The organism is Roseobacter sp. HKCCD6576-2 (assembly GCF_013179285.1).
Lineage (GTDB): Bacteria > Pseudomonadota > Alphaproteobacteria > Rhodobacterales > Rhodobacteraceae > Rhodophyticola > Rhodophyticola oceani.
The window spans coordinates 167,265-189,602 of record NZ_WVNW01000003.1; the positions used below are offsets into that span (position 1 = coordinate 167,265).

General features: G+C 62.0%; 23 protein-coding genes. 17 read left to right on the forward strand and 6 right to left on the reverse strand.

Translation table 11 applies throughout. The annotated features are described in order from the left end of the window. Positions 1-118: 118 nt before the first annotated feature. Complete coding sequence (gene tldD / locus GTF44_RS13415; protein ID WP_171561870.1) at positions 119-1,543, reverse strand: metalloprotease TldD; 1,425 nt, start codon at positions 1,541-1,543, stop codon at positions 119-121. Positions 1,544-1,787: 244 nt separating this feature from the next. Between tldD and coxB the strand changes: the two genes are divergently transcribed. The 10 genes from coxB (at position 1,788) to GTF44_RS13465 (ending at position 10,598) form a co-directional block, all read left to right on the forward strand. After that, positions 1,788-2,615: a cytochrome c oxidase subunit II gene (gene coxB / locus GTF44_RS13420; protein ID WP_145217617.1), complete on the forward strand. Its 828-nt coding sequence runs from the start codon at positions 1,788-1,790 to the stop codon at positions 2,613-2,615. A gap of 8 nt (positions 2,616-2,623) precedes the next feature. Then, positions 2,624-3,565, forward strand: coding sequence for a heme o synthase (cyoE, locus tag GTF44_RS13425; protein WP_171561873.1), 942 nt, complete (start codon positions 2,624-2,626; stop codon positions 3,563-3,565). Further along, entirely contained in the window at positions 3,565-3,759 is a 195-nt protein-coding gene (locus GTF44_RS13430; RefSeq protein WP_145216446.1) for a hypothetical protein, read from the forward strand. The genes cyoE and GTF44_RS13430 overlap by 1 nt, the downstream gene beginning before the upstream one ends. Next, positions 3,756-4,319 carry a cytochrome c oxidase assembly protein gene (locus GTF44_RS13435; protein ID WP_145216449.1) on the forward strand — a complete coding sequence of 188 codons (564 nt, stop codon included), beginning with the start codon at positions 3,756-3,758 and terminating at the stop codon, positions 4,317-4,319. The genes GTF44_RS13430 and GTF44_RS13435 overlap by 4 nt, the downstream gene beginning before the upstream one ends. 24 nt (positions 4,320-4,343) lie before the next feature. Then, a complete protein-coding gene (locus tag GTF44_RS13440) occupies positions 4,344-5,150 on the forward strand; it encodes a cytochrome c oxidase subunit 3 (protein WP_145216452.1) in 807 nt (268 codons plus the stop codon). 73 nt (positions 5,151-5,223) lie between these two features. Continuing rightward, positions 5,224-5,895, forward strand: a complete 672-nt coding sequence (locus GTF44_RS13445; RefSeq protein ID WP_171561871.1) for an SURF1 family protein — start codon at positions 5,224-5,226, stop codon at positions 5,893-5,895. A 10-nt stretch (positions 5,896-5,905) separates the two neighbouring features. Further along, complete coding sequence (gene thrC / locus GTF44_RS13450; protein WP_171561868.1) at positions 5,906-7,294, forward strand: threonine synthase; 1,389 nt, start codon at positions 5,906-5,908, stop codon at positions 7,292-7,294. After that, positions 7,291-8,553, forward strand: a complete 1,263-nt coding sequence (locus GTF44_RS13455) for a pitrilysin family protein (RefSeq protein WP_171561866.1) — start codon at positions 7,291-7,293, stop codon at positions 8,551-8,553. The genes thrC and GTF44_RS13455 overlap by 4 nt, the downstream gene beginning before the upstream one ends. Next, positions 8,553-9,137, forward strand: a complete 585-nt coding sequence (locus GTF44_RS13460) for a GNAT family N-acetyltransferase (RefSeq protein WP_145216467.1) — start codon at positions 8,553-8,555, stop codon at positions 9,135-9,137. The genes GTF44_RS13455 and GTF44_RS13460 overlap by 1 nt, the downstream gene beginning before the upstream one ends. A 66-nt stretch (positions 9,138-9,203) precedes the next feature. Next, entirely contained in the window at positions 9,204-10,598 is a 1,395-nt protein-coding gene (locus GTF44_RS13465) for an FAD-binding oxidoreductase (protein WP_253261306.1), read from the forward strand. A 36-nt stretch (positions 10,599-10,634) separates the two neighbouring features. Here the strand turns inward: GTF44_RS13465 and metG are convergent, their stop codons facing one another. Continuing rightward, positions 10,635-12,344, reverse strand: coding sequence for a methionine--tRNA ligase (gene metG, locus GTF44_RS13470; RefSeq protein WP_171561860.1), 1,710 nt, complete (start codon positions 12,342-12,344; stop codon positions 10,635-10,637). Between the two features lie 192 nt (positions 12,345-12,536). Between metG and GTF44_RS13475 the strand changes: the two genes are divergently transcribed. Together GTF44_RS13475 and GTF44_RS13480 are read left to right on the forward strand one after the other, a co-directional pair. Next, entirely contained in the window at positions 12,537-13,211 is a 675-nt protein-coding gene (locus GTF44_RS13475; protein ID WP_171561857.1) for a hypothetical protein, read from the forward strand. Between the two features lie 10 nt (positions 13,212-13,221). Continuing rightward, on the forward strand, positions 13,222-13,479 hold the full coding sequence (locus GTF44_RS13480; RefSeq protein WP_171561854.1) for a hypothetical protein: 258 nt from the start codon (positions 13,222-13,224) through the stop codon (positions 13,477-13,479). 4 nt (positions 13,480-13,483) lie between these two features. Here the strand turns inward: GTF44_RS13480 and GTF44_RS13485 are convergent, their stop codons facing one another. Continuing rightward, positions 13,484-14,053 (reverse strand): YceI family protein, encoded by a 570-nt coding sequence (locus GTF44_RS13485; protein ID WP_171561851.1) that lies wholly within the window; start codon positions 14,051-14,053, stop codon positions 13,484-13,486. A 66-nt stretch (positions 14,054-14,119) separates the two neighbouring features. Further along, positions 14,120-15,334 (reverse strand): MFS transporter, encoded by a 1,215-nt coding sequence (locus GTF44_RS13490; RefSeq protein ID WP_171561848.1) that lies wholly within the window; start codon positions 15,332-15,334, stop codon positions 14,120-14,122. Between the two features lie 322 nt (positions 15,335-15,656). Between GTF44_RS13490 and GTF44_RS13495 the strand changes: the two genes are divergently transcribed. Together GTF44_RS13495 and GTF44_RS13500 are read left to right on the forward strand one after the other, a co-directional pair. Further along, entirely contained in the window at positions 15,657-16,703 is a 1,047-nt protein-coding gene (locus GTF44_RS13495; RefSeq protein WP_171561844.1) for an aldo/keto reductase, read from the forward strand. A gap of 54 nt (positions 16,704-16,757) precedes the next feature. Then, positions 16,758-17,894 (forward strand): thioesterase family protein, encoded by a 1,137-nt coding sequence (locus GTF44_RS13500; protein WP_171561841.1) that lies wholly within the window; start codon positions 16,758-16,760, stop codon positions 17,892-17,894. On the opposite strand, the gene GTF44_RS13505 is transcribed toward GTF44_RS13500, so the two are convergent. Then, positions 17,891-18,757: a helix-turn-helix domain-containing protein gene (locus tag GTF44_RS13505; protein WP_171561838.1), complete on the reverse strand. Its 867-nt coding sequence runs from the start codon at positions 18,755-18,757 to the stop codon at positions 17,891-17,893. The genes GTF44_RS13500 and GTF44_RS13505 overlap by 4 nt on opposite strands. Positions 18,758-18,881: 124 nt before the next feature. Between GTF44_RS13505 and GTF44_RS13510 the strand changes: the two genes are divergently transcribed. Genes GTF44_RS13510 through GTF44_RS13520 form a run of 3 tightly spaced genes read left to right on the forward strand, consistent with a single transcriptional unit; the run spans position 18,882 to position 21,641 of the window. Next, entirely contained in the window at positions 18,882-19,763 is an 882-nt protein-coding gene (locus GTF44_RS13510) for a fatty acid desaturase (protein WP_171561835.1), read from the forward strand. A gap of 35 nt (positions 19,764-19,798) precedes the next feature. Beyond that, positions 19,799-20,710 carry a DMT family transporter gene (locus GTF44_RS13515; RefSeq protein ID WP_171561833.1) on the forward strand — a complete coding sequence of 304 codons (912 nt, stop codon included), beginning with the start codon at positions 19,799-19,801 and terminating at the stop codon, positions 20,708-20,710. Between the two features lies 1 nt (position 20,711). After that, positions 20,712-21,641, forward strand: coding sequence for an AEC family transporter (locus GTF44_RS13520; RefSeq protein ID WP_171561830.1), 930 nt, complete (start codon positions 20,712-20,714; stop codon positions 21,639-21,641). Positions 21,642-21,647: 6 nt separating this feature from the next. Here GTF44_RS13520 and GTF44_RS13525 read toward each other — a convergent pair whose 3' ends face one another. Further along, complete coding sequence (locus GTF44_RS13525) at positions 21,648-22,328, reverse strand: NUDIX hydrolase (RefSeq protein ID WP_171561827.1); 681 nt, start codon at positions 22,326-22,328, stop codon at positions 21,648-21,650. Positions 22,329-22,338: the final 10 nt, after the last annotated feature.

Consider the following 22,338-nt stretch of genomic DNA (forward strand, 5'->3'; position numbering starts at 1 on the left):
GGCCTGCGCGCGTTGGGCATGGCGCGCTGCGCGCGCGGTTCGTACGTCGGTGCGGGTCATGCAGACCACCGCGACGCCTGGATTTGCGGTCGGCTTGGTTAGATGCGTGCGGGTCGTCTTAGGCTGCTGAACCGCCGACAGTTAGCCCGCCGATCAACAGCGTGGGCTGCCCGACACCTACTGGCACCCATTGGCCATTCTTGCCGCAATTGCCCATGCCGGGATCAAGTTTCATGTCGTTACCGATGGCTCGGATCTGCTTCAGTGCTGTGGCCCCATCGCCGATCAACGTCGCGCCTTTGACCGGCGCGCCAACCTTGCCGTTTTCGACCCGATAGGCCTCGGTGCAGCTGAACACGAATTTGCCATTGGTGATGTCGACCTGCCCACCGCCGAAGCCAACCGCGTATATCCCGTCTTTCACATCGGCCACGATGTCGCCGGGGTCGGCCTCGCCACCCAACATATACGTGTTGGTCATCCGCGGCATGGGGATATGGGCAAAGCTTTCTCGCCGCCCATTGCCGGTCGCCTCCACGCCCATCAGCCGGGCGTTTTGCCGATCCTGCATATAGCCGACCAACACGCCATCCTCGATCAGGACATTCTTACCGGACGGCGTGCCCTCATCATCCACGGTGATCGATCCGCGCCGGTCGGGGATCGTGCCATCATCCAGAACGGTGACGCCTTTGGCGGCGACCTGCTCCCCCATCAACCCCGCAAAGGCGGAGGTCTTCTTGCGATTGAAATCACCCTCCAGCCCGTGGCCCACGGCTTCATGCAGCAAAATACCGGGCCAACCGGGCCCAAGCGCCACGTCCATCACACCCGCCGGGGCCGGAACGGCCGAGAGGTTCACCACCGCGATCCGCAACGCTTCGCGGGCCACATCTTCCCAGTGATCCCGCCCCAGAAGCCCGGCAAGGCCAATGCGCCCGCCGCCACCCGCCGACCCGGATTCGCGGCGACCGTTTTCTTCGACGATGATGCTGACATTCAGGCGCACCATGGGCCGGATATCGGCCACCCGTGTGCCTTCTGGACGCAGAATTTCGACCTCTTGAAGGCTTGCGCCCATCGACGCGGAAACCTGCACAACCCGAGGATCAAGGGCGCGGGCGAAGGCGTCAATTTCCTGCAAGGTGTCGAGCTTCACCGAAAACTCCGCCCCACTCATCGGGTCGTCATCGGTGTAGAGCTTGCGGTTGGTGCCTTTCGGCGCGTCGGCCAAGACCCCGCCGCCATCGCCGACAGCCAGCCGCGCGGTTTCCGACGCACGGGTGAGTGCGGCCTCGGAAATCTCGGTCGAATGGGCATAGCCCGCAACCTCGCCATTCACGGCGCGCAGGCCAAATCCTTCGCCGGCGTCATAACTCGCGGTTTTCACGCGCCCGTCGTCAAACACCAACATCTCCGAGCGCCGCCGCTCCAAAAACAACTCGCCATCTTCGGCGCCCGCGGTGGCCGCGCGCAAAATGCGCAGCGCGGCGGCCTCATCGAGCAAGGTTTCAAAGGGGCGAAACGGTGTGGCTTGGGTCATGATGCCTCCTCAAATGGGCCGGTCGGGAGGGCAAAAGCCTCGCCCGCGGACCAAAAACAATCTGCATAGGTGAGACATTTTTCACCACTGCCTTGAATCCTATCGCTCTATATGGTTCACCGAACTTGGAACGCAACGGGATGCAATCTGGCCCTGATCAGGTGGCCTCGCGAATACAGGACAATTCGGAATGGCACTTCGGACGAAGATGAACGGTCTCTGGGCCGGATTTGGTGCAACACTTATGGCCACAGCCGCCAGCGCGCAAAGCGTGGGCGAAGGCCTAGAGATTCGCGGCGCGCCGGTGCCCGGCGGCGTGAATTTTCAACCACCTGCGACCGAATTGGCGCGTGAACTGCAAGCGCTCGACAACTTCCTCCTGGTGATCATCACAGCGATTGTGCTGTTCGTCGTAGCGCTTTTGGCGTGGACCATCCTGCGCCACAATGAGCGCGCCAACCCGGAACCGGCGACCTTTACCCATAACACAAAGATCGAGATCACCTGGACGGTTGTGCCATTGGTAATCCTCTTCGTGATCGGTGGGTTTTCCTTGCCCGTGCTGTTCAAGCAGCAGACCATCCCGGAAGCCGATGTCTTGATCAAAGCGACGGGCTATCAGTGGTACTGGGGCTATGAGTATCCCGAAGAGGGCCTTGAGTTCGAAAGCTTCATGCTGGCCCAAGACGAGTTGGAAGAATTCGGCTATAGCCAAGACGAGTACCTTCTGGCCACCGATACCGCCGTCGTCGTTCCGACGGGGCAGACCATTGTCATGCAGGTGACCGCCGCCGATGTGATCCATTCCTGGACCATTCCCGCCTTTGGCGTGAAGCAAGATGGCGTGCCGGGCCGCTTGGCCGAATTGTGGTTCGAAGTCGATCCGGGCCAGGAAGGCATCTATTTCGGTCAGTGTTCCGAGCTTTGCGGCGTGAACCACGCCTATATGCCGATCACTGTTTTTGCCGTGACGCCTGAGGAATATGACGCCTGGCTGGCCGGCGAGGCGCAGCAATTTGCCTCCACCGGGACCCGTGCGCCCGCCTATATCGAACTCGCAGCGGTCGAATAGGCGCTCTGATGAGTGATGCCACTGCAAATACGGTCGCCGCCCAGACTGGGGAAGCCCAGTTTGGCGACTACGTTGCGCTTCTGAAACCGCGCGTGATGTCTTTGGTCGTGTTCACGGGGCTGGTCGGCCTTTTGGTCGCGCCGGGATCGGTGCCGCCGATGATCGGTTTTGCCGCGATCTTGTTTCTTGCCATTGGGGCCGGTGCCTCGGGCGCGCTGAACATGTGGTATGATGCTGATATCGACCGGGTGATGAAACGCACCGCCGGGCGGCCGATTCCGTCGGGCAAGGTTGCGCCGGGTGAGGCTCTGGGCCTCGGTATCGCGCTCTCGGTCATGTCGGTGGCGATGTTGGGCCTGGCGACCAACTGGGTCGCAGCCGGTATTCTCGCCTTCACGATCTTTTTCTACGCGGTGATTTACACCATGTGGCTCAAACGCTCGACGCCGCAGAATATCGTCATTGGCGGCGCGGCGGGGGCCTTCCCGCCGATGATCGGTTGGGCCGTGGTGACCGGTGGGGTGTCGATTGAATCGCTCTTGATGTTCGGCCTTATCTTCATGTGGACGCCGCCACATTTCTGGGCCTTGGCGTTGTTCATGAAATCCGACTACCACAAGGCCAATGTGCCCATGCTGACAGTTACCCATGGCCGCGCCGAAACGCGACGGCAGATTTTCTTCTACACGCTGCCGCTGGTCCCTGTGGCGCTTGGTGTGGCCTTTACGTCGATTGGCGGGCCGGTCTATCTGGCGACCGCTTTGGTGCTAAACGTTCTCTTCCTGAAAGGCGCGTGGACGATTTGGAATCGCCCGGAGACTGTCGCCGAGGCGGATGAATATGCGGTCGAGAAACGGTTTTTCCGCTTCACGCTCTATTACCTCTTCCTGCATTTTGTCGCTCTTTTGGTCGAGGCCGCGTTGCGCGCCACTGGTTTTGGGTTCTGGTGATGCCGATTACCGAAACCCATGAGTTGCACAAACGCCGGTTTGGCCGCAATCTGGGCGTAGCGCTGTGCCTGGTCGGATTCATGGCGATCGTGTTTGGCTTGACCGTCGCGAAGATCCGGCAGGGGGCGAGCATGGAAGCCTTTGACCATCAACCCCGTGTATCGATTACCCCACCAGTGGAGGGCAACCAGTGACCTTGGATCGGAATCATAAAACCGTTTTGCAGCTTGTCGGCGTCGCTGTCTTCATGGGAGCATTGGCCTGGGCCTCCGTTCCGCTTTACGACTGGTTCTGTCGGGTCACGGGCTATGGCGGCACTACCAGTGTTTCTGAGACAGAGAGCGATACGATCCTGGATCAGACGATTCTGGTGCGGTTCGATGCAAGCCTGGCCCGCGATATGCCTTGGGAGTTCCGCCCGATGACCCAGTCGATGGAGATTCGCCTGGGCGAGACTGGGCTGGTCTTCTACGAAGCGTATAATCCGACGGACGAGCCGATTGCCGGCACCGCCAGCTATAATGTCGCGCCTTTTGACGCCGGTCTCTATTTCTCGAAGATCGAATGCTTCTGTTTCCAGCAGCAGATCTTGGAGCCTGGTCAACGGGTCGAGATGCCGGTGACGTTCTATGTCGACCCGGCCTTGATCGACGATCCCGAGGCCAATGGCACCCCCGCGATTACGCTATCCTACACGTTCCATGTCACCGACATACCAGAAGAATACGCCGCGTTGAGCGGCGCCACGAACTAACCAAGAAGCCAAAGGACCAAACCCATGGCCCATGTGAAAAACCACGACTACCATATCCTTCCGCCATCAATTTATCCGTTGATTGCGTCCATTGGGGCCTTTGTGATGCTCGCCGGTGCTGTCTTGTGGATGCATGGCTCGGGACCATGGATGTTCCTGATCGGCTTTGTCGCGGTGCTTTATGTGATGTTCGGCTGGTGGTCGGATGTGGTCGCTGAAAGCAATGCGGGCGATCACACGCCGGTCGTGCGGCTCGGCCTGAAATACGGCTTCATCATGTTCATCATGTCCGAGGTGATGTTCTTCGCCGCGTGGTTCTGGGCCTTCTTCAAACACGCGATTTACCCGATGAACATCTATGAGGCATCGGAATATGTGCCAGCGGAGTTTTATCAGGTCGATGCCTTCCACCTGCCGCTGATCAATACGCTGGTCTTGTTGCTGTCCGGCTGTGCCGTGACCTGGGCGCACCATGCTTTGGTCCACAACGAAAGCCGCAAGGATGTCGAGCACGGGCTGCTGATCGGCATTATCCTCGGCATCGCTTTCACCGGCTTGCAGGCGTATGAATATGTCGAGTTGCTGGTTCACAAAGATTGGACCTTTGGCGGCGACAAGTTCTTCTCGACCTTCTTCATGGCGACCGGCTTCCACGGGCTCCATGTGATCATCGGGACAATCTTCCTCTTTGTTTGCTACCTCCGGGTGCGGGCAGGGCAATTCACCGCCGAGAAACATATCGGGTTCGAAGCCGCGGCTTGGTATTGGCACTTCGTTGATGTGGTCTGGTTGTTCCTCTTTGCCGCGGTCTATGTTTGGGGCATTGGCTGACCTCTGACCGACGACGTTTGTGGGTTCGGAGAGGCCTGCCTTCGGGCAGGCCTTTCTCATTGGAGACGGATACGTGACACGACTGATCTGGCCTTTGCTTTTCGGATTTGGCGGCGCGGCCATTCTGATCTCGCTCGGTGTCTGGCAGATGCAGCGCCTGGCCTGGAAAGAGGCGGTGCTGGCCGATATCGACGCGCGGATCACCGCGGCCCCCGTGGCGATCCCCGCCAATCCTGACCCAGAAGCGGATCGCTATCTGCCGGTCGCCGCCGAAGGGGTCGTCAGCGATGTGTTCATCCGCGTCCTAGTCAGTCAGCGGCGCATCGGCGCCGGGTATCGCGTTATCTCGCCCTTCGAAACCGACGGTCGGGTGGTTTTGCTCGACCGAGGGTTCATCCGCGTGGCCGAGGAGATACCGGTCGCCCCCACCGGTTCGGTAACGATCGCTGGCAACCTGCATTGGCCAGACGAGGTTACCGGCTCAACGCCTGTGCCCGATCTGGACGTCAATATCTGGTTCGCGCGCGACGTGCCCGCCCTGGCCGAGGCGCTTGGGACCGAGCCGATCCTGATGATTGCCCGCGAGATGTCGCAATCAGAGGGCGCTTTGACGCCCTTGCCCGTCGACACGAGTGGCATCCCGAACGATCACCTAAGCTATGCGGTCACCTGGTTTTCACTGGCGCTGATCTGGTTGGGGATGACACTCTATCTTCTCTGGCGTATCAGGCGTCGGACGATCTAAAGGCAAAGTCATGCGCTATGTATCCACGCGGGGGGCGGCCCCTGAACTGACATTTGAAGAGGCGATGCTGACCGGGCTCGCCCGCGACGGGGGGCTCTATGTGCCTGCCGAGGTTCCGGTGATGTCTCAGGGTGATATCGCGGCGCTGGCAGGGCTGTCTTATGAAGAGGTCGCTTTCCGCGTCATGCGGCCTTTCATCGGGGACTGTTTCACCGATGAGGCGTTCGCCGATTGCATCGCCCGGGCCTATGCCGGGTTTGGCCATGCCGCCCGCGCGCCGCTGGTGCAGTTGCAACCCAACCATTTCCTTCTGGAACTGTTCCACGGCCCGACGCTCGCCTTCAAAGACTTCGCGATGCAGCTCATCGGCCAGTTGTTCCAGACCGCGCTGACTCGGCGCGGCGAACGGGTGACGATTGTGGGGGCGACCTCTGGCGATACCGGCTCCGCCGCGATGGAGGCGTTCCGAGGCCTGGAAGCGGTCGAGGTCTTCATCCTCTACCCCCATGGCCGCGTCTCCGACGTGCAGCGCCGCCAGATGACGACGGTGAGCGAAGCCAACACCCATGCGCTCGCGCTCACCGGCGATTTCGATGATTGCCAGGCGCGGCTGAAGGACATGTTCAATGATTTCGAGTTCCGTGACGGGGTGAAACTCGCCGGTGTGAACTCGATCAACTGGGCCCGTGTGCTGGCGCAGGTTGTCTATTACTTCACCTCTGCCGTCTCGCTCGGCGCGCCGCATCGCAAGGTGAGTTTCACCGTCCCCACCGGCAATTTCGGGGATATCTTTGCGGGTTACATCGCCAAGAAGATGGGGTTGCCGATCGAGAAGCTGGTTGTGGCCACCAACCAGAATGACATCCTGCATCGGGCGCTGTCGTCCGGGGCGTATGTGACGGAGGGCGTGACGCCGTCGATCAGCCCCTCGATGGATATTCAGGTCAGCTCCAATTTCGAGCGCGCGCTCTTTGATGCCTATGACCGGGATGGCGGTGCCGTGGCGCAGCTGATGGATGAGTTGAAATCTGGCGGCGGCTTCCACATCTCGCAAGGCGCGCTTGGCCAACTCCGCGATCTTTTCGCCTCGGGCCGGGTGTCGGAGGCGGAGACCTCCGCGATGATCACCGAGGCCAACAGCGATCTGGGAGAGTTGCTCTGCCCGCATTCCGCCATTGGGGTGAAGGTCGCGCAAGATCATCTCGGCGCAACCCCGATGATCACGCTGGCCACCGCCCACCCGGCGAAGTTCCCCGATGCGGTCAAGGCCGCCACTGGCATCCATCCGCCGCTGCCCGCACGGATGGCCGATCTCTTCGACCGGCCCGAGCGGGTGACGCGCGTGGAAAACGATCTGGCCGCGTTGGAAGACTTGATCCGCGGCGAGGTCATGGCATGAGTGTTCAACTGCACACGCTTGCGAACGGTCTGCGCATCGTCACCGAGCATATGCCGGGCCTGCAATCTGCGGCCCTGGGCATCTGGGTCAATGCGGGCGGGCGTCATGAACGGGTCGAGCAAAACGGGATTGCCCATTTCCTGGAACATATGGCGTTCAAAGGCACAGCCCGGCGCAGCGCCTTGCAGATCGCTGAAGAGATCGAAGATGTGGGTGGCTATATCAACGCCTATACCAGCCGCGAGACCACGGCTTATTACGCGCGGGTCTTGAAAGACGATGTGCCGCTTGCGCTCGATCTGATTGCCGACATCGTGCTCAACCCGGCCTTTGATCCGCATGAGATTGAGGTTGAGCGCGGTGTGATCCTGCAAGAGATCGGCCAGGCAGCAGATACGCCTGACGACATCATCTTCGATTGGCTGCAAGAGGTGGCCTATCCAGAGCAGGCGCTTGGTCGCACCATTCTTGGCCCGACCGACCGGGTGCGCGGCTTCGGCCAAACCGATCTGACAGGGTTTGTGGCCGAACATTACGGGCCGGGGCAGTTGATCCTTTCGGCCGCAGGCGCGGTGGATCACGACCAGATCGTCCGCTTGGCCGAAGGCATCTTTGGCCATCTGCCGCCTTGCGGGCAGAAACATCCCGAGCCGGGGCAGTTCGCGGGCGGCGAGCGGCGCGAAGTGAAAACCCTGGAACAGGCACATTTCACCCTGGCGCTTGAGGCCCCGGGCTATCGCTCTGACGATATCTATACCGCGCAAATCTATGCGACGGCGCTTGGCGGCGGCATGTCGTCCCGCCTGTTCCAAGAAATCCGCGAAAAGCGTGGGCTCTGCTACACGATCTATGCCCAGGTCGGCAGCTATGACGACACCGGGATGACCACGATTTATGCTGGCACGGGCGCCGAAGACCTGCCCGAACTGGCGCATCTGACCATGGATGAGATCAAACGCGCCGCTGACGATATGAGTCAGGCCGAGCTTGACCGGGCACGGGCGCAGATGAAGGCAGGCATGTTGATGGGTCTCGAAAGCCCGTCTGCGCGGGCCGAGCGGCTGGCGCGTCTGGTGGCGATCTGGAACCGTGTGCCGCCGCTTGAAGAAACCATTGCCCGGATCGATGGCGTCGATTTGGCCGGTTTGCGGTCGTATGGCGCCGATCTGGCGACTGCCCGCCAAGCCGCGATGGCGCTTTATGGCCCGGTGGAACGCGCCCCTGATCTGACCCAACTGACGGAGCGCCTGGCCGCCTGATGCTCGCCCGCAAACGCAGACCGAAGATCGAGACGGAGCGGATGACCCTGCGCCTTCCGCAGCATTCCGATTTCCGGGCCTGGACCTGGCTGCGGCAGGGCTCGGCGCAGTTCTTGCAGCCTTGGGAGCCGTCTTGGGCCAACGATCACCTGACCCGGAAAAGCTTCACCAACCGGGTCTATTGGGCGCAGCGGGCGATCGGCCAAGGCTCGGCAATGCCGCTTTTTATGGTCCGGCGGTCTGATGATACGCTTTTGGGTGCAATCACGCTCGACAATATCCGTCGCGGGCCAGCCCAAGCGGGCACGCTCGGCTATTGGATCGGGCAGGCCCATGCGCGCCAGGGCTATATGCAAGAGGCGATCCTGGCCGTTGTACATTATGCGTTCCGCTCGCTCGATCTGAGCCGGGTCGAGGCCGCCTGTCTGCCCGAAAACATCGCCTCGCGCGGCGTTTTGGAGAAATCCGGCTTCAAATATGAAGGCGTCGCGCAGAGCTATTTGCAGATCAACGGGAGGTGGCGGAACCATGTGCTCTATGCCAATCTCCGCAATGATCGGCGCGGACGAACGGATGTCGGGTAGCCGAATTCTTGCAAGAATTCGGGCCGGAATCTTTCAAAATTCCGGGTCGCTATGCCGGAGAGGGTGATGTCAGAGATCGAGACCATCTTGCGCCAATCGCTCCCTGCGGCTGTCTTCCGGGCCGCGGAACCGCGCTATCTGGAAGAGCCACGTGGTCGATATATCGGACAGGCCCTGGCAGTCTTGGCACCCGGATCAACCGAAGAGGTGGCGACGATCATCCGCACTTGCGCCGAGAGCGGCACGCCGGTGGTGCCTTATGGTGGCGGAACCGGCCTGGTCGGCGGACAACTTGCCGGTGATGGCCCGGCACCAATTGTCCTGTCGCTGGAACGGATGCGGGCGGTCCGCGCCTTGGACCCGGTCGGCGCGACAATGACCGTCGAAGCGGGGGCCATTTTGGCCGATATACATGATGCGGCCGGGGCGGAGGGGCTGATCTTCCCGCTGACACTGGCCAGCCAAGGCTCGGCGCGGATCGGCGGGCTGTTGTCGACCAATGCGGGCGGCGTGAATGTCATCCGCTATGGCAATGCGCGTGATCTGTGTTTGGGGCTTGAGGCGGTTTTGCCCGATGGCACGATCTTGCACGGGCTATCGCCCTTGCGGAAAGACAACACCGGTTATGATCTGCGCCATCTGTTGATCGGGGCCGAAGGCACGCTTGGCGTGATCACCGCAGCCACGCTTCGGCTCTTTCCGGAACCGGCGCAGACCGGGGCGGCGATGATGGTGGTGCCAAATCCGGACGCGGCATTACAGCTTTTGCGAATGACCCAGGCTCGGATCGGCGATGGCGTGTCCGGGTTCGAGTTGATCGGGCGGATGGGGCTCACATTTCTCGATGAGGTTGGACCCGATCTGCGCCAGCCATTTGTGGAGCGGCCTGATTGGATGTGCCTGATCGATCTGGGCCTTGGCGCCGATCAAAACCCGGCAGAAGCCTTGGAAACGCTGTTTGCGGAGGCGTTTGAAGCGGGTGTCGTCACCGATGGCGTTATCGCGCAATCAGAGGCGCAGCGGCAGGAGTTCTGGACCCTCCGGGAAAGCATTCCCATCGCGAACCGGCGGATTGGGTCGATCTCTAGCCATGACATTTCGGTGCCCGTTGCGGCGATCCCCGGATTCATTGCCGAAGCGCCGGGGCGGTTGGCGCAGATCGGGCGCTATCGGATCAACTGCTTTGGCCATCTGGGCGATGGCAACCTACATTACAACGTGTTTCCGGAGCAGGGCCGCAGCCGTGAGGACCACGAGGCCGAGCGCGGCGCGATCAAGACCTGCGTGCATGATCTGGTCCATGAAATGGGCGGCTCGGTCAGCGCCGAACATGGGATCGGGCGGCTGAAAGTCGAGGATCTGGAGCGCTATGGCGATCCTGCGAAATTGGCCGCAATGCGGGCGATCAAGGAGGCGCTGGACCCCAAGGGCATCATGAACCCCGGCGCGGTGCTGCGCTGAGGTTAGCGGTGGTCGCCGCTATCCACGCCGGCCCTGCTAGCTTCGCACACCGGCGAAGCGCGTCTGCCACTCTTCGCGCGCGTCATCGGCGATTTTAGAGAAGAGCACATCGGGGACGGTGAATGCGTGGCCGGCGGGTAAGGCGGCGAGCGCTGATACAGCATCTTCGGGCCAGTCGGCGTCCGCATTCATCGCGGTCAGCATCGTTTGGGCCGCATCGGGGATGAACGGTGCCGAGAGCGTCGCGTAAAACGGGATCAGGTTCAGCGCCAGCCGAGTGATCGCGGCGGCACGCTCTGGGTCGGTTTTGAACGCGGTCCAGGGGGCTGCGGATTGCAGATATTCGTTGCCAAGGGTCCAGATCGCCCGGAGCTCGGCGGCGGCTTTGCGGATGTCGATCGCGTCCATATGGGTTTGATAGGCGGTCAGGCGGCTTTGCAGGTCGGCGATCAACGCCTCTTCCTGCGGGCCATACGACCCGCCTTCTGGCACCGCCTCGCCGAATTTCGAGCGGCAGAATTTGGTGATCCGGCTGACGAAGTTGCCCAACACATCGGCCAGGTCTTTGTTCACATCCTGTTGGAACGCCTCCCAGGTGAACTCACTATCAGAGGTCTCGGGGGCATGGCTCAAAAGCCACCAGCGCCAGTAGTCGGAGGGCAAAATCTCCAAAGCCTGATCCATGAACACGCCGCGCCCCTGCGAGGTGCTGAACTGCCCGCCATCATAGTTCAAGTAATTGAAAGATTTGATGTAATCGACCAGCTTCCACGGCTCGCCCGAGCCAATAATCGTGGCGGGAAAGCTCAGCGTGTGGAACGGCACATTGTCCTTGCCCATGAACTGCACATACCGCACATCATCGGCGCCTTTGTCGGTCCGCCACCAGCGTTCCCAATTGCTGCCTTTGCCCGCATCGACCCATTCCGTGCCGCAAGCGATGTATTCGATGGGCGCGTCGAACCAGACATAGAACACCTTGTCTTCCATGCCGGGCCAGGGCTCTTCGCCGCGCTTCACTGGCACGCCCCAGTCGAGGTCGCGCGTGATGCCGCGGTCCTGCAACCCGTCGCCATCGTTCAGCCACTTCTTGGCAATCGATGTGGTCAGGATCGGCCAGTCGGCTTTGCTATCGATCCAGTCGCTCAACTGCCCGCGAAGTGCGGATTGGCGGAGATACAGGTGCTTGGTCTCGCGCACTTCCAAGTCGGTCGAGCCAGAAATCGCCGAACGCGGCTCGATCAGATCGGTCGGATCAAGCTGCTTGGTGCAGTTTTCGCACTGATCGCCTCGGGCTTTGTCATAGCCGCAATTGGGGCAAGTGCCTTCGATATAGCGATCTGGCAAGAACCGGCCATCGGCGTTGGAATAGACCTGCTTCTCAGACACCTCTTCGATCAGCCCAGCCTCGGCCAAACGGCCTGCGAAATGCTGCGTCAGCTTGTGGTTCTGCGGGCTGGACGAGCGCCCGAAATGGTCGAAAGACAGCCCGAAACCCTCGGCCAGACGCGCCTGAACCTCCCACATTTCGGCGCAATACTCTGCAACCGGTTTGCCCGCCTTGGCTGCGGCGAGTTCCGCAGGCGTGCCGTGTTCGTCGGTTGCGCAGAGGAACAAAACCTCTTGGCCCCGCGCGCGTAGATAGCGGGCGTAGAGATCGGCGGGCAATTGGCTGCCGATCAGATTGCCCAAATGTTTGATCCCGTTGATGTAAGGGATTGCCGAGGTGATGAGCGTGCGCGCCATGGGAGGCCCCGTCTGGTCTGATCCGTCGTTTTGCCTGCTCTAGCCCAACTGCCGGGCGAGGGCCAGCATATCCCCCGCCGGATGTCTTTTATCCGGCAATTATGGTATCTTTCGCCTCAGCCAGAGCCGGTGTTTTTGCCCTGGTCTGTCCGATTTTACCGAACAGTTATTTGGCAAATAAGGAGATTTCCAATGGCGTATCGTCATGTTGTGGGTCTTGGCTCGGTTTGGGAGGATGACAGCCCGGGGGATCATGATGCCTGTGGCATTTTCAGGTGGGAGCTTGAGGTCAAACAGACCGGCAACCGGCTCTGGATTGATTTCGACCCAATCGCGGGGGATGGCGACAGTTGGTATGACGGCTGGCATCATCTGACCTCCTCGGTGAAGCACAGCACAATGGATTGGCCTTGCGACGAGGCGGGCGAAACCATTGGGAAACGGGTCTTGGTGGCCTGCGTGACAACGGCGAAGGGCAAAGACGCGAGTTTCTCGCTATCGGGTTCTGGGTCGGGGTCGGGTTTTCCGGCCAGCCCGAGCGCGGGCAGCGGCTTGTCGATCTCCTATTCGCCTGGATATGCGGGCCAGAAACTTGAATGGGTCGCCAAATTTCAGATTTGCCCCGGTGGTGAAGGTTGCCCGGATGTGCGTGTGATCGCCAATCGCGCCTCGGTCTCGGAGGGCGAGTATTTCTGGGGTGATGAGGTGAGACGTCCGCCAAGTCGCGAGTCCGGTCGTGTGTCGCGCCACATGCCGCAAGTGGCCATCGGCGCCTGCGACGCGGATCTGCACCAGCTCAGGCGCGAGCGGCTCTTGCCGATCGACACGGATCCAAATGTCGAAACGCTGAGCCAGGCGACAGGCTAGGGAGGGTGCGATGAAACAGATAGGATTGGACGATCGGGCGTTTGGCGTGCTTCTGGAAAAGCTCCAGCGTCTCAGGCCCGATGACAACTGTGGGCCAGAACCGGAAGACCCGCACGCCGTCGCTGCGGCTCTCGTTGATCACGCCCATGCGCTTCTGCCCCGCCGTGCCCGCGCGAAGGGCAGCCCGTATCGGCCCGGAAGTCTGAGCGCGCAACTGGGAGAGATGATCAGATTGGCCGATAGCATGGTGCCGCGCCGGGCGCGGTGATGGGCTAGGAGTCTGATCGGCGGATGCGGGCGAGGATGCGCAGATCGACCTGATCGCCCACCTCGGACGCATAGCCCGTCGCGCCAAAGGCCGCGCGGCTGACCGAGCCGGTCAGAAAGATCGACAGGCGACGACGATCCCCGGCCTCGGTGCCGCGCTGGCGATAGAATTGCGCCATGAGCGTGGTGGGCCGGGTGACGCCCCGGATGGTCATCTCGCCTTCGATCCGCGCGCCTGCGCCTTCGGGCACGACCCGGGTGGATCGGAACCGGATCGTCGGATGGCGGCGGGCATCCAGCACTTGCGGGCTCTGCAAAGCCTGTGTTGCCAGGAAAAATCCGGTTCGGGCGGCGTTGACATCGACGGTCACGTCAACTTGCGATCGGGCCGGGCGGTCGAGATCGATCAACAGATCGGCGGCGCTCACCGGCATCGTACCGTTATCCGTACTGTCGCCAAACCGATAGGTGAACCCGACATTGGACCTGTCCACCTCCAGCTCATAGCGCACCGGTTGGGCGCCGAGGCCGAGGGGGAGGAGGCAAAGGGTAAGGGCGAGGATGAGGCGCAGCATATGGCACGAGCTCCGATGGTGGTTTCGGCAGCTTAGCACGGGTTGCCGCGCAAGACGCGTCACAGCTCAGCGAGGTCGGCGGAAGATACGGCCCACTTGGAACGAGGTGCGCGGAATCCAGACATAAGGGCTGCGCTTTTCGGCGGCGGCGCGCCGGCCCATCCGGTAGAGCCCGTAGAGGAGCAAGAGCACATGGCTTGCACCGATGAAGACAAAGAGCGCGGGCGGTCCGAAGAGGGTGATCAACGCCGAACTGGCATAAGGCGCGATGATCGCCCCGAGGGCGAAAAAGAACATCAGCGCCGCGGAGAGTTCGACCCGCTGGCTGTCATCGGCCCAGTCATGGGCATGGGCAGCCGAGATCGAATAGATCGGGAAGGTCAGGGCGCCGAAAAGGAGCGCGCCGCTGAAGACCGCGAGGGTGCCGAGGCCTGCAAGGGCGGCGGTGGTGGCGCTGGCGAAAATCGCGGCAGCGGAAAAGCCGATCAAGACCCAACGGCGATCATATCGGTCGGCCAACCAGCCCGCAGGGATCTGCATCAGTGCGCCGCCGAGCACGAAGGCGGCCAGGAAAAAGCCGATTTGATCGGGGCGAAGGCCGACCTCTTGGCCATAAAGCGGGCCGACCATCCGGAAGGCTGCGCTGCCGAGACCTGCGACCACCACGCCGGCCACCGCCAAGGGCGAAAGACGCCAGGCGAGGATGGGCCGAAGCCGCGGGGCGGCGGGGGTTTCAGGCTGCGAGGTGCGGGTCAGCGTCAGCGGGAGAAGGGCGGCGCAGCAGAGGATGGCGAGGATGTTGTACGAGACATAGGAGGCGGGCGCGAGCACACCAATCAGGAGCTGCGCGCACAGCGATCCGCCGGTGTCGACCATGCGATAGGTGCCCATGGCGCGGCCGCGCGTGGCATTGGTGACCTTGGATTGCAGCCAGGCCTCGATCACCGTGTAGCAGCCCGCAACGCACATGCCCGAAGCGATCCGCATCGCGGCCCAGGCATAAGCATCGATCACCAGCATATGCGCGAGAAGCCCGATGGCGCCAGTCGCGGTAAAGGCGGCGAAGGCGCGGGAATGGCCGACCGACCCCATCAGGCGGGGCGCCCACCAGCAGCCGATGAAAAAACCCAGGAAATGGGCCGAACCGAGAAGGCCGATCTGGCCATTGGTGAAGCCAAGCGCGGTACCGGAGAGAACATCGAGCGGGCCGACGCCGCCGGAGCTGAGTTGGAGAAGGATGACCGAGAGAAAAAGGGCGGTGAAAGAAAGGATAAGGCGCATGGGACAGGTCTGTGATTTGGGGGAAGACTGGCATGGGTGCTTTGGCGGGTCTGGCGGGTTTGCGTCTTTCGGGATGTCGCAAACGGGGCGGCGGGACCGCCCGCCGCGCGCCCCCTGCCGGGAGCCCTTAGCGGGCGGTTGGGCGCGCGTGGCGACCGGACGGGCGGGTCGGGCGGACGGCGTGGGCTGCAGAACAGGCTACAAAAAACCGCCAAGGGCGCGGTCTTTGTAACCTATTGCAGCGCGGCCCGGGTTTCGACTTGTCTCTTGCGCCCGCATGGCTACCTCTGGGGCCGGACAGGCAGAGCGAGGACCAACAGCGATGAAGATGATCCCCCTTGGGCAGAGCACGACCCAGATCACCAACTACTGCCTGGGTACGATGACCTGGGGCAGTCAGACCCCTGAGGCCGACGCGTTTCGGCAGATGGATATGGCCCTGGAGGCGGGGATCAACATCGTCGATACCGCCGAGATGTATCCGGTAAACCCGGTCCGGGCGGAAACCGTTGGCCATACCGAAGCGATTCTCGGCCGTTGGATCGCGGCCAATCCGGCGCGCCGCGCGGATTTCGTGCTGGCCACGAAAGTCGCCGGGCGAAATGAGGGGTTTGTGCGCCCCGGGCAGGACATCACCGGCGCGACGTTTTTGGAGGCGTTTGAAGGCTCATTGAAACGGTTGAACACCGACCGGATCGATCTTTACCAAATGCACTGGCCCAATCGGGGCTCCTACCATTTTCGGCAGATCTGGGATTATGACCCGTCGGGGCAAGACAAGGCTGCGACGCTGGCGCATATGGGCGATGTGCTGGACGCGGCGGAGAGTTTGGTCAAAGCGGGCAAATTGGGGCATCTCGCGCTCTCGAATGACAGCGCATGGGGCACAGCGCAGTGGTTGCGCCTGAGCGAGGCGCGCGGGTTGCCACGCATTGCGTCGATCCAGAACGAGTATTCCCTGCTTTGCCGACAGTTTGACAGCGATTTGGCAGAGCTGGCCGTCAATGAACATGTCACGCTTTTGGCCTTCTCACCGCTTGCGGCGGGGCTTCTGACCGGCAAATACCAAGGCGGTGCGGTGCCCGAGGGCTCGCGGATGTCGCTGAACGAGACACTGAGTGGCCGCAAAACCGACCGGGCCGATCAAGCGGTGGCCGCGTATCATGAGATCGCCGCCCGCCATGGGCTTGACCCGATCCACATGGCGCTGGCCTTCACGGTGCAGCGGCCCTTCCCGGTCTGCGCGATCCTCGGGGCGACGACCTCTGACCAACTGGCCCATATTTTGAGCGGGTTGGAGGTGACGCTATCGGACGAAGTGTTGGCCGAAATCAACACCACGCATCGTGCGATTCCGATGCCCTATTGAGCCGCAGGACCAAGCGCCGCTACGCTTGCCGAACGTCAGGCCAAGGGGGATCGCATGACGGGTCAGATGGCCGTTTTGGGTGCTGGTAAGACCGGTGTTGGTTGGGCCGCGCGCTTTGCATTGATGGGGTGGCATGTGCGGGTCTTCGACCCTGCACCAAAGGCCAAAACGCGTTTGAGCGGGGCGATTCTCGCGGCACGCGCATGTCTGCCCGCGCTTTATGACGTGGCTTTGCCCCCGGCCGGTGCCATCACCTATCACGACAGCTTAGCCGAGGCCGTGAGTGGCGTCGATTGGGTGCAAGATGGATTGCCCGACCGTTTGGCGCTGAAGCGGAAAATGTACCAAGCGATCCAAGCCAGTTTGGCCGCAGATGCCATCATCGCGGCGCGGTCTGAGAGCGCGGATGCGGATGAACTGCAGGACTGCGCAACGCGGCCAGAGCAGATCGTGACCGTAACCGCCGAGGGGCCGATCTGGTTGTCGCCGAATGTGGTCTTGCAGGCGGGTCGGAAGACGCCGGAGCCGGTGTTGGCCAAGGCCCGGTCGATCTTGCAAAGCATTGGAATGCGCGTCTTGGTGGCGCCGGACACGGCACCCATTCTTACCGGGCTGCCGCCGGAAACGGCGGTTGCGGTTTTGCGCACCTTGAAGGCGCGGAACGCGGATGGGATTGGGGCCGTGCTGGCGGCCCATGAGGCGGAGCTTGCGCCCGCGATACCGGATATGAGCGCGCCGCCCGTAACGCTGGACCGGCAGGTGCCACCGGATTGGGTGGATTATAATGGGCATATGAACGAGACCCACTATCTAACCGCGTTTTCCAATGCGACGGATCGTTTGTTGCTTTGGGCTGGGATGGACGCGGACTGCATCGCGGCGGGGCAGAGCGTGTTTTCGGTCGAGACGCATTTGCGTCATCTGGGCGAGGTCGATATCGGCGATCAGATCACCGTGACCACGCGGGTGTTGGACGGCGGTGGCAAGCGGCTGCACCTTTGGCATGAGATGCGGCGTGGTGCGGACCTGGTGGCCACGGGCGAGCAGATGCTGCTGCATGTGGATCTGGCGACCCGGCGTCCCGCCGCACCACCGGAGGAGGTTGGGCAGTTTCTGGCGACCGCATCGGGGGCACATGCCGATCTACCGCCACCTGACGGGTTGGGCCGGGCCGTGGGGCAGCCGCGCTAATCCTCGATGCGGTTGCGGAGCGCGCTGAGAATCTTGGGGATCTGCCGGGCAGAGGCCAGGCTTTCGCGGATCAACCAGTCGAAATGCTGGCTCACCCCCTGCACCCTGTCGCGATCCCGGAAGGCCACATAATGCCGGCCCATATAGATCACCGCCATTTTCGGGCCAAAGACGGTGATCGGGGCGGAAAACACCCGGTGGGCATCGAAAATAAACAGTCGGAGCGTCGGGTAAAGCTGGTCATAGACGTCAATGATCCAGTCGATCTGTTCACGGCGCAGCGCCGCGCTGAGCCCGGTGTAATAGCCTTGACCGAGGGCGAAACACTCCAGCTCATGGATCGGCAGCGCGATCTCGTAGTCGCTTTGACTGCTCCGCATCCAGTCGAGCCGCGCCTCGGCGGCGCCAATCGCCTGATCCGGGCGGCGGTTCATCGTGGGGGCATATTCCCACCGCATCACGCCGTGAGTTTTGAGCATATCGGGCAGGGTGGCGGGCACATGGCGGATTTTGAACCCGGCGGCCTCTTCATGCCAGGCAAAGATTTGGTCATCGATGGCGCTGGCCCGGCCGGTTTCGGTCACCGACAGGCTGGTGGCGAGGATATCGCCGGCCAATTCGGGCCGGTCCGTGAGGCCCAAAAGCCAGTCGGATGACACGCCAAGCGCCTGGGCTGTGGCAGCCACGACCTGGCCGCCGGGCATCCGCGCATCATCGGCCATCAAAAGCTGCGTCACGGTTGAGCGATCCACAGCGATGGCGCGGGCGAGCCCGGCGCGGGACAGGCCCGAACTCATCAGAGCCGCGGTCAGCCGCTCTCGGAACAGTGCGGCGCGGCGGCGTTTGTCGAGTATCTCCACCATCGTTGAATATTATCACCATCGTTGGATTTACGCTGAGAAAACCCGGACTGCCGCAAAAACGCAAGCCCTGTTAGGCAGATAAGGCACGGCTGGGGACGCTGTGCTCAACAACATGAGGTGGTGAATGCGCGTCGAATGGCCGACCGTTTCTTTGATTGTGATGACATATCTGGGCTGGATTTTGGCGTTGTTCTGGCTGCCGATGATCTGGCTGCCGCTCGCGGTTGCAGTGGCGGCGTTCACCATCGCGTTGCAGTCTTCTTTGCAACATGAGGTCACCCATGGCCACCCGTTCCCGAACCGGCGGTTGAGCGAGGCGGTGGTGTTTCCATCGCTGAACCTCTGCATTCCGTTCATCCGGTTCCGCGATATGCATCTGGATCATCACCTCGATAGCAACCTGACCGACCCCTATGATGACCCCGAAACCAACTATTTGGATCCGGCTGTCTGGGACCGGCTGCCTTGGGTCGTGCGGGCGGTGCTCGCGGCCAATAACACCCTGATCGGGCGGCTTGTTTTGGGGCCGATTGTGTCGCAAGCGGCGTTTATGGCGGGCGATTGGCGGCTGATCCGGGGCGGGGATCGGGGTATTCTCATGGCGTGGGTCTGGCACCTCGTGACGATTGTGCCTGTTGTCGCTTTGGTGGTTCTGTCGCCGCTGCCGGTCTGGGCCTATCTGTTGGCGGCCTATATCGGAGTTGCGGTTCTGAAAATCCGAACCTTCCTGGAACACCGCGCGCATGAGCGGGCCAGCGGGCGGACGGTGATCATTGAAGATCGTGGCTTTCTGGCGTTTTTGTTTCTTAACAACAATTTCCACGTGGTCCATCACATGCATCCGCGCCTGCCCTGGTATCGGATACCAACCACATATTTCGCCAATAAAGACAGCTATTTGCAGCGGAATGACGGCTATCTCTATCGTTCCTATGGCGAGATTTTCCGCCGCCATCTGTTCCGGGCAAAAGACCCGGTGCCCCATCCGCTTTGGCCGCGAAACTGACTTGTAAACCAGGGCGTTAGGCGCGAAGAGGGGGCATGCCCCTTTGGATCCCCGTCACCATCTTTGCCGCGTTTATGCAGAATCTGCGGTTTCTGTTGCAGCGGCATTTGAAGGTCACGACGCTGTCGACCGGCGGCGCGACCTGGGCTCGGTTCCTCTATTCTGCGCCACTAGTGGCTGTGATCGTCGGGGTTTATGCGACTGTCTCTGGGCAGGCGCTGCCCGTGCCGGATGGGCGGTTCTGGGCCTTCGTGGTCTCGGGCGGGATGGCGCAGATGCTGGCGACGATGTGTGTCGTGGCCCTTTTCGCTCATCGGAATTTCGCCGTGGGGATCACCCTGAAGAAGACCGAGGTGATCCTGACGGCCTTGATCGGTCTGGTGGTGTTGGGCGAGGCGGTGTCGCCGCCGATTGTCGCGGCCATCGCCGTGGGGTTCATTGGCGTCTTGCTCCTGTCGGACCCGCCGAAAACCGATGTCGTCCTGTCCTGGCGCGCGCGGGTGTTCAATGTGGCTTCGGGCTATGGCTTGGCCTCGGGCGTGCTGTTCGGCATCTCGGCGGTGGGCTATCGCGGCGCGTCCCTATCGCTGCCCGATGGCGATGTGTTCCTGCGCGCGGCCTTCACGCTTGCCGCGGCAACGGCGGTGCAAACGGTGACGCTCGGGGCTTGGCTGGCCTGGCGCGAGCGGGGCGAGATTGCCAAAGTGCTGGCCTCTTGGCGGGTGTCGGGCCTGGTCGGGCTGACTTCAATGCTGGGTTCGCTCGGCTGGTTCACCGCCTTCACCCTGCAAACGGCGGCATATGTGAAAGCCCTGGGCCAGATCGAGCTGGTCTTCACCTTCCTCTTCTCTGTCTTTTGGTTGCGCGAACGATCATCGAGCAAAGAGATCGGCGGCATTGTGTTGATCGTGGCCTCGATTGGTTTGATCTTTCTGGGGAGCTTCTGAGATGGCCATCGCCCTCGCCATCGCGCCGATTTTTGTTTTGATTATGATGGGTTACGCGCTTCGGCGTGGCGGTATCCCATCGGAAGAGTTCTGGAACCTCAACGACCGGCTGGTTTATTTCGTCCTGATGCCAGCGCTGTTTTTCGTGCGCATCTCGACCGCCGATCTGAGCGAGGCGGGGCTGGGCGGATTTGCAACCGTGCTCTATGCGGGGTTCTTCGCCGGCGTCGTTTTTGGGGTGATTGCGGCGCTGATCTTGCGGCGCGGCGGGCCCGTTGGCACGTCGATCATGCAAGGGGCGGGGCGGTTCAACACCTTCATCGCGCTCGCCGTGGCCGAGGCGCTTTATGGCGCGCCCGGCTTGCAATTGGCGGTTCTGGGGGCGGCGGTGTTGGTGCCGGTGGTGAACCTGACCGTGGTGGGTCTCTTCACCGTGATGCTGCGGCAGCCGGGTGGCGGCGCGGTCTGGGGCGCGGTGAAAAACCTCGTCACCAATCCATTGATCCTGTCGATCCTCGCGGCTTTGGCCTTCAACTTGGCGGGGATCGGCACGGTGCCCGTCTTACACGACACGCTGTCGGTTTTAGGGCAGGCGGCCCTGCCGATCATGTTGCTCTGCGTCGGCGCGAATTTGAAACTGAGGGGGTTGAGCGCGGATGCCGCGCCTTTGGTCTTGGCGGCTTTTGGCAAGATCGTGGTGTTCCCGGCGGTGATTATGCTGGCAGCCATGGCGTTCGGGCTGTCGCCGCTGAGCGCCCAGGTGGCGCTGATCTATGGCGCGCTGCCCGCAGGCGTTGCGGCCTACACGCTGGCGCGGCAATTGGGCGGCGACGCACCCTTGATGGCGGCGATGATCACCATGCAGACCTTGTTGAGTTTCGCGACCATGCCGCTCTGGCTGAGTCTGGGAGAGCGGGTTTTCGGGCTGTAGCCGGGCTTAGAGCCGTTCGAACCGGCTGGTTTCATCGGCATTGTTGAAAAATGGCACCCCGTCATACGCGGTGCCGTTCAGGCGCGCGGCAAGCTCGGCCAGGACCACCTCGGTGATGAACGGCATGTCGAAGCTGCGGGCCTCGTCAAGCGCGATCCATTGCAGATGGCTCAGCTCATCCTCGGCGCGGGAGAAATCATCAGGGTTATTGGCCAGATGTTCGGCCTCGGCCAAAAAAAACCGGGCATCGAAGCGGCGCGGGCGTCCGGGCGGCGTAATGGCGCGAAAGATGAAATCAAGCGCGGCCCCATCCGGCAGGTGTCCGGTGGCCAGATAGCCGCGCCAGCCTTTTGGGGCCTCAAAGGCATCGGTCCGCGGATCAGCATGGCCCAGAAGCAGGCCGGTTTCTTCCCAAAGCTCCCGGGTCGCCGCGGCGATCAGCGCTTCGGGCGGGGTCAACGCTTTGGCGGCGAGTTGTGTGCGGGCAGTCGGTGCGGGTGCGCGGCCCAAAGGAATGGTGGCGTCCACATCATCCACAGCGCCGCCGGGAAACACGAATTTCGAGGGCATGAAGACGGCGCTGTGGCCGCGTTGGCCCATCAAGACGCGCGGGCGCGTGGCGGCATCGCGCAAGACGATGATCGTCGCCGCATCGCGGATGGCGGTTTTGTCCGGCTGATCGGTCATGATCTGCCCT

What these genes read in the sequence shown, in the direction of transcription:
- tldD (WP_171561870.1), bottom strand. Translation starts at nt 1,543, where the DNA reads ATGACCCAAGCCACACCGTTTCGCCCCTTTGAAACCTTGCTCGATGAG.
- coxB (WP_145217617.1), top strand. Translation starts at nt 1,788, where the DNA reads ATGGCCACAGCCGCCAGCGCGCAAAGCGTGGGCGAAGGCCTAGAGATT.
- cyoE (WP_171561873.1), top strand. Translation starts at nt 2,624, where the DNA reads ATGAGTGATGCCACTGCAAATACGGTCGCCGCCCAGACTGGGGAAGCC.
- GTF44_RS13430 (WP_145216446.1), top strand. Translation starts at nt 3,565, where the DNA reads ATGCCGATTACCGAAACCCATGAGTTGCACAAACGCCGGTTTGGCCGC.
- GTF44_RS13440 (WP_145216452.1), top strand. Translation starts at nt 4,344, where the DNA reads ATGGCCCATGTGAAAAACCACGACTACCATATCCTTCCGCCATCAATT.
- thrC (WP_171561868.1), top strand. Translation starts at nt 5,906, where the DNA reads ATGCGCTATGTATCCACGCGGGGGGCGGCCCCTGAACTGACATTTGAA.
- GTF44_RS13455 (WP_171561866.1), top strand. Translation starts at nt 7,291, where the DNA reads ATGAGTGTTCAACTGCACACGCTTGCGAACGGTCTGCGCATCGTCACC.
- GTF44_RS13460 (WP_145216467.1), top strand. Translation starts at nt 8,553, where the DNA reads ATGCTCGCCCGCAAACGCAGACCGAAGATCGAGACGGAGCGGATGACC.
- GTF44_RS13465 (WP_253261306.1), top strand. Translation starts at nt 9,204, where the DNA reads ATGTCAGAGATCGAGACCATCTTGCGCCAATCGCTCCCTGCGGCTGTC.
- metG (WP_171561860.1), bottom strand. Translation starts at nt 12,344, where the DNA reads ATGGCGCGCACGCTCATCACCTCGGCAATCCCTTACATCAACGGGATC.
- GTF44_RS13475 (WP_171561857.1), top strand. Translation starts at nt 12,537, where the DNA reads ATGGCGTATCGTCATGTTGTGGGTCTTGGCTCGGTTTGGGAGGATGAC.
- GTF44_RS13480 (WP_171561854.1), top strand. Translation starts at nt 13,222, where the DNA reads ATGAAACAGATAGGATTGGACGATCGGGCGTTTGGCGTGCTTCTGGAA.
- GTF44_RS13485 (WP_171561851.1), bottom strand. Translation starts at nt 14,053, where the DNA reads ATGCTGCGCCTCATCCTCGCCCTTACCCTTTGCCTCCTCCCCCTCGGC.
- GTF44_RS13490 (WP_171561848.1), bottom strand. Translation starts at nt 15,334, where the DNA reads ATGCGCCTTATCCTTTCTTTCACCGCCCTTTTTCTCTCGGTCATCCTT.
- GTF44_RS13495 (WP_171561844.1), top strand. Translation starts at nt 15,657, where the DNA reads ATGAAGATGATCCCCCTTGGGCAGAGCACGACCCAGATCACCAACTAC.
- GTF44_RS13500 (WP_171561841.1), top strand. Translation starts at nt 16,758, where the DNA reads ATGACGGGTCAGATGGCCGTTTTGGGTGCTGGTAAGACCGGTGTTGGT.
- GTF44_RS13505 (WP_171561838.1), bottom strand. Translation starts at nt 18,757, where the DNA reads ATGGTGGAGATACTCGACAAACGCCGCCGCGCCGCACTGTTCCGAGAG.
- GTF44_RS13510 (WP_171561835.1), top strand. Translation starts at nt 18,882, where the DNA reads ATGCGCGTCGAATGGCCGACCGTTTCTTTGATTGTGATGACATATCTG.
- GTF44_RS13515 (WP_171561833.1), top strand. Translation starts at nt 19,799, where the DNA reads ATGCCCCTTTGGATCCCCGTCACCATCTTTGCCGCGTTTATGCAGAAT.
- GTF44_RS13520 (WP_171561830.1), top strand. Translation starts at nt 20,712, where the DNA reads ATGGCCATCGCCCTCGCCATCGCGCCGATTTTTGTTTTGATTATGATG.
- GTF44_RS13525 (WP_171561827.1), bottom strand. Translation starts at nt 22,328, where the DNA reads ATGACCGATCAGCCGGACAAAACCGCCATCCGCGATGCGGCGACGATC.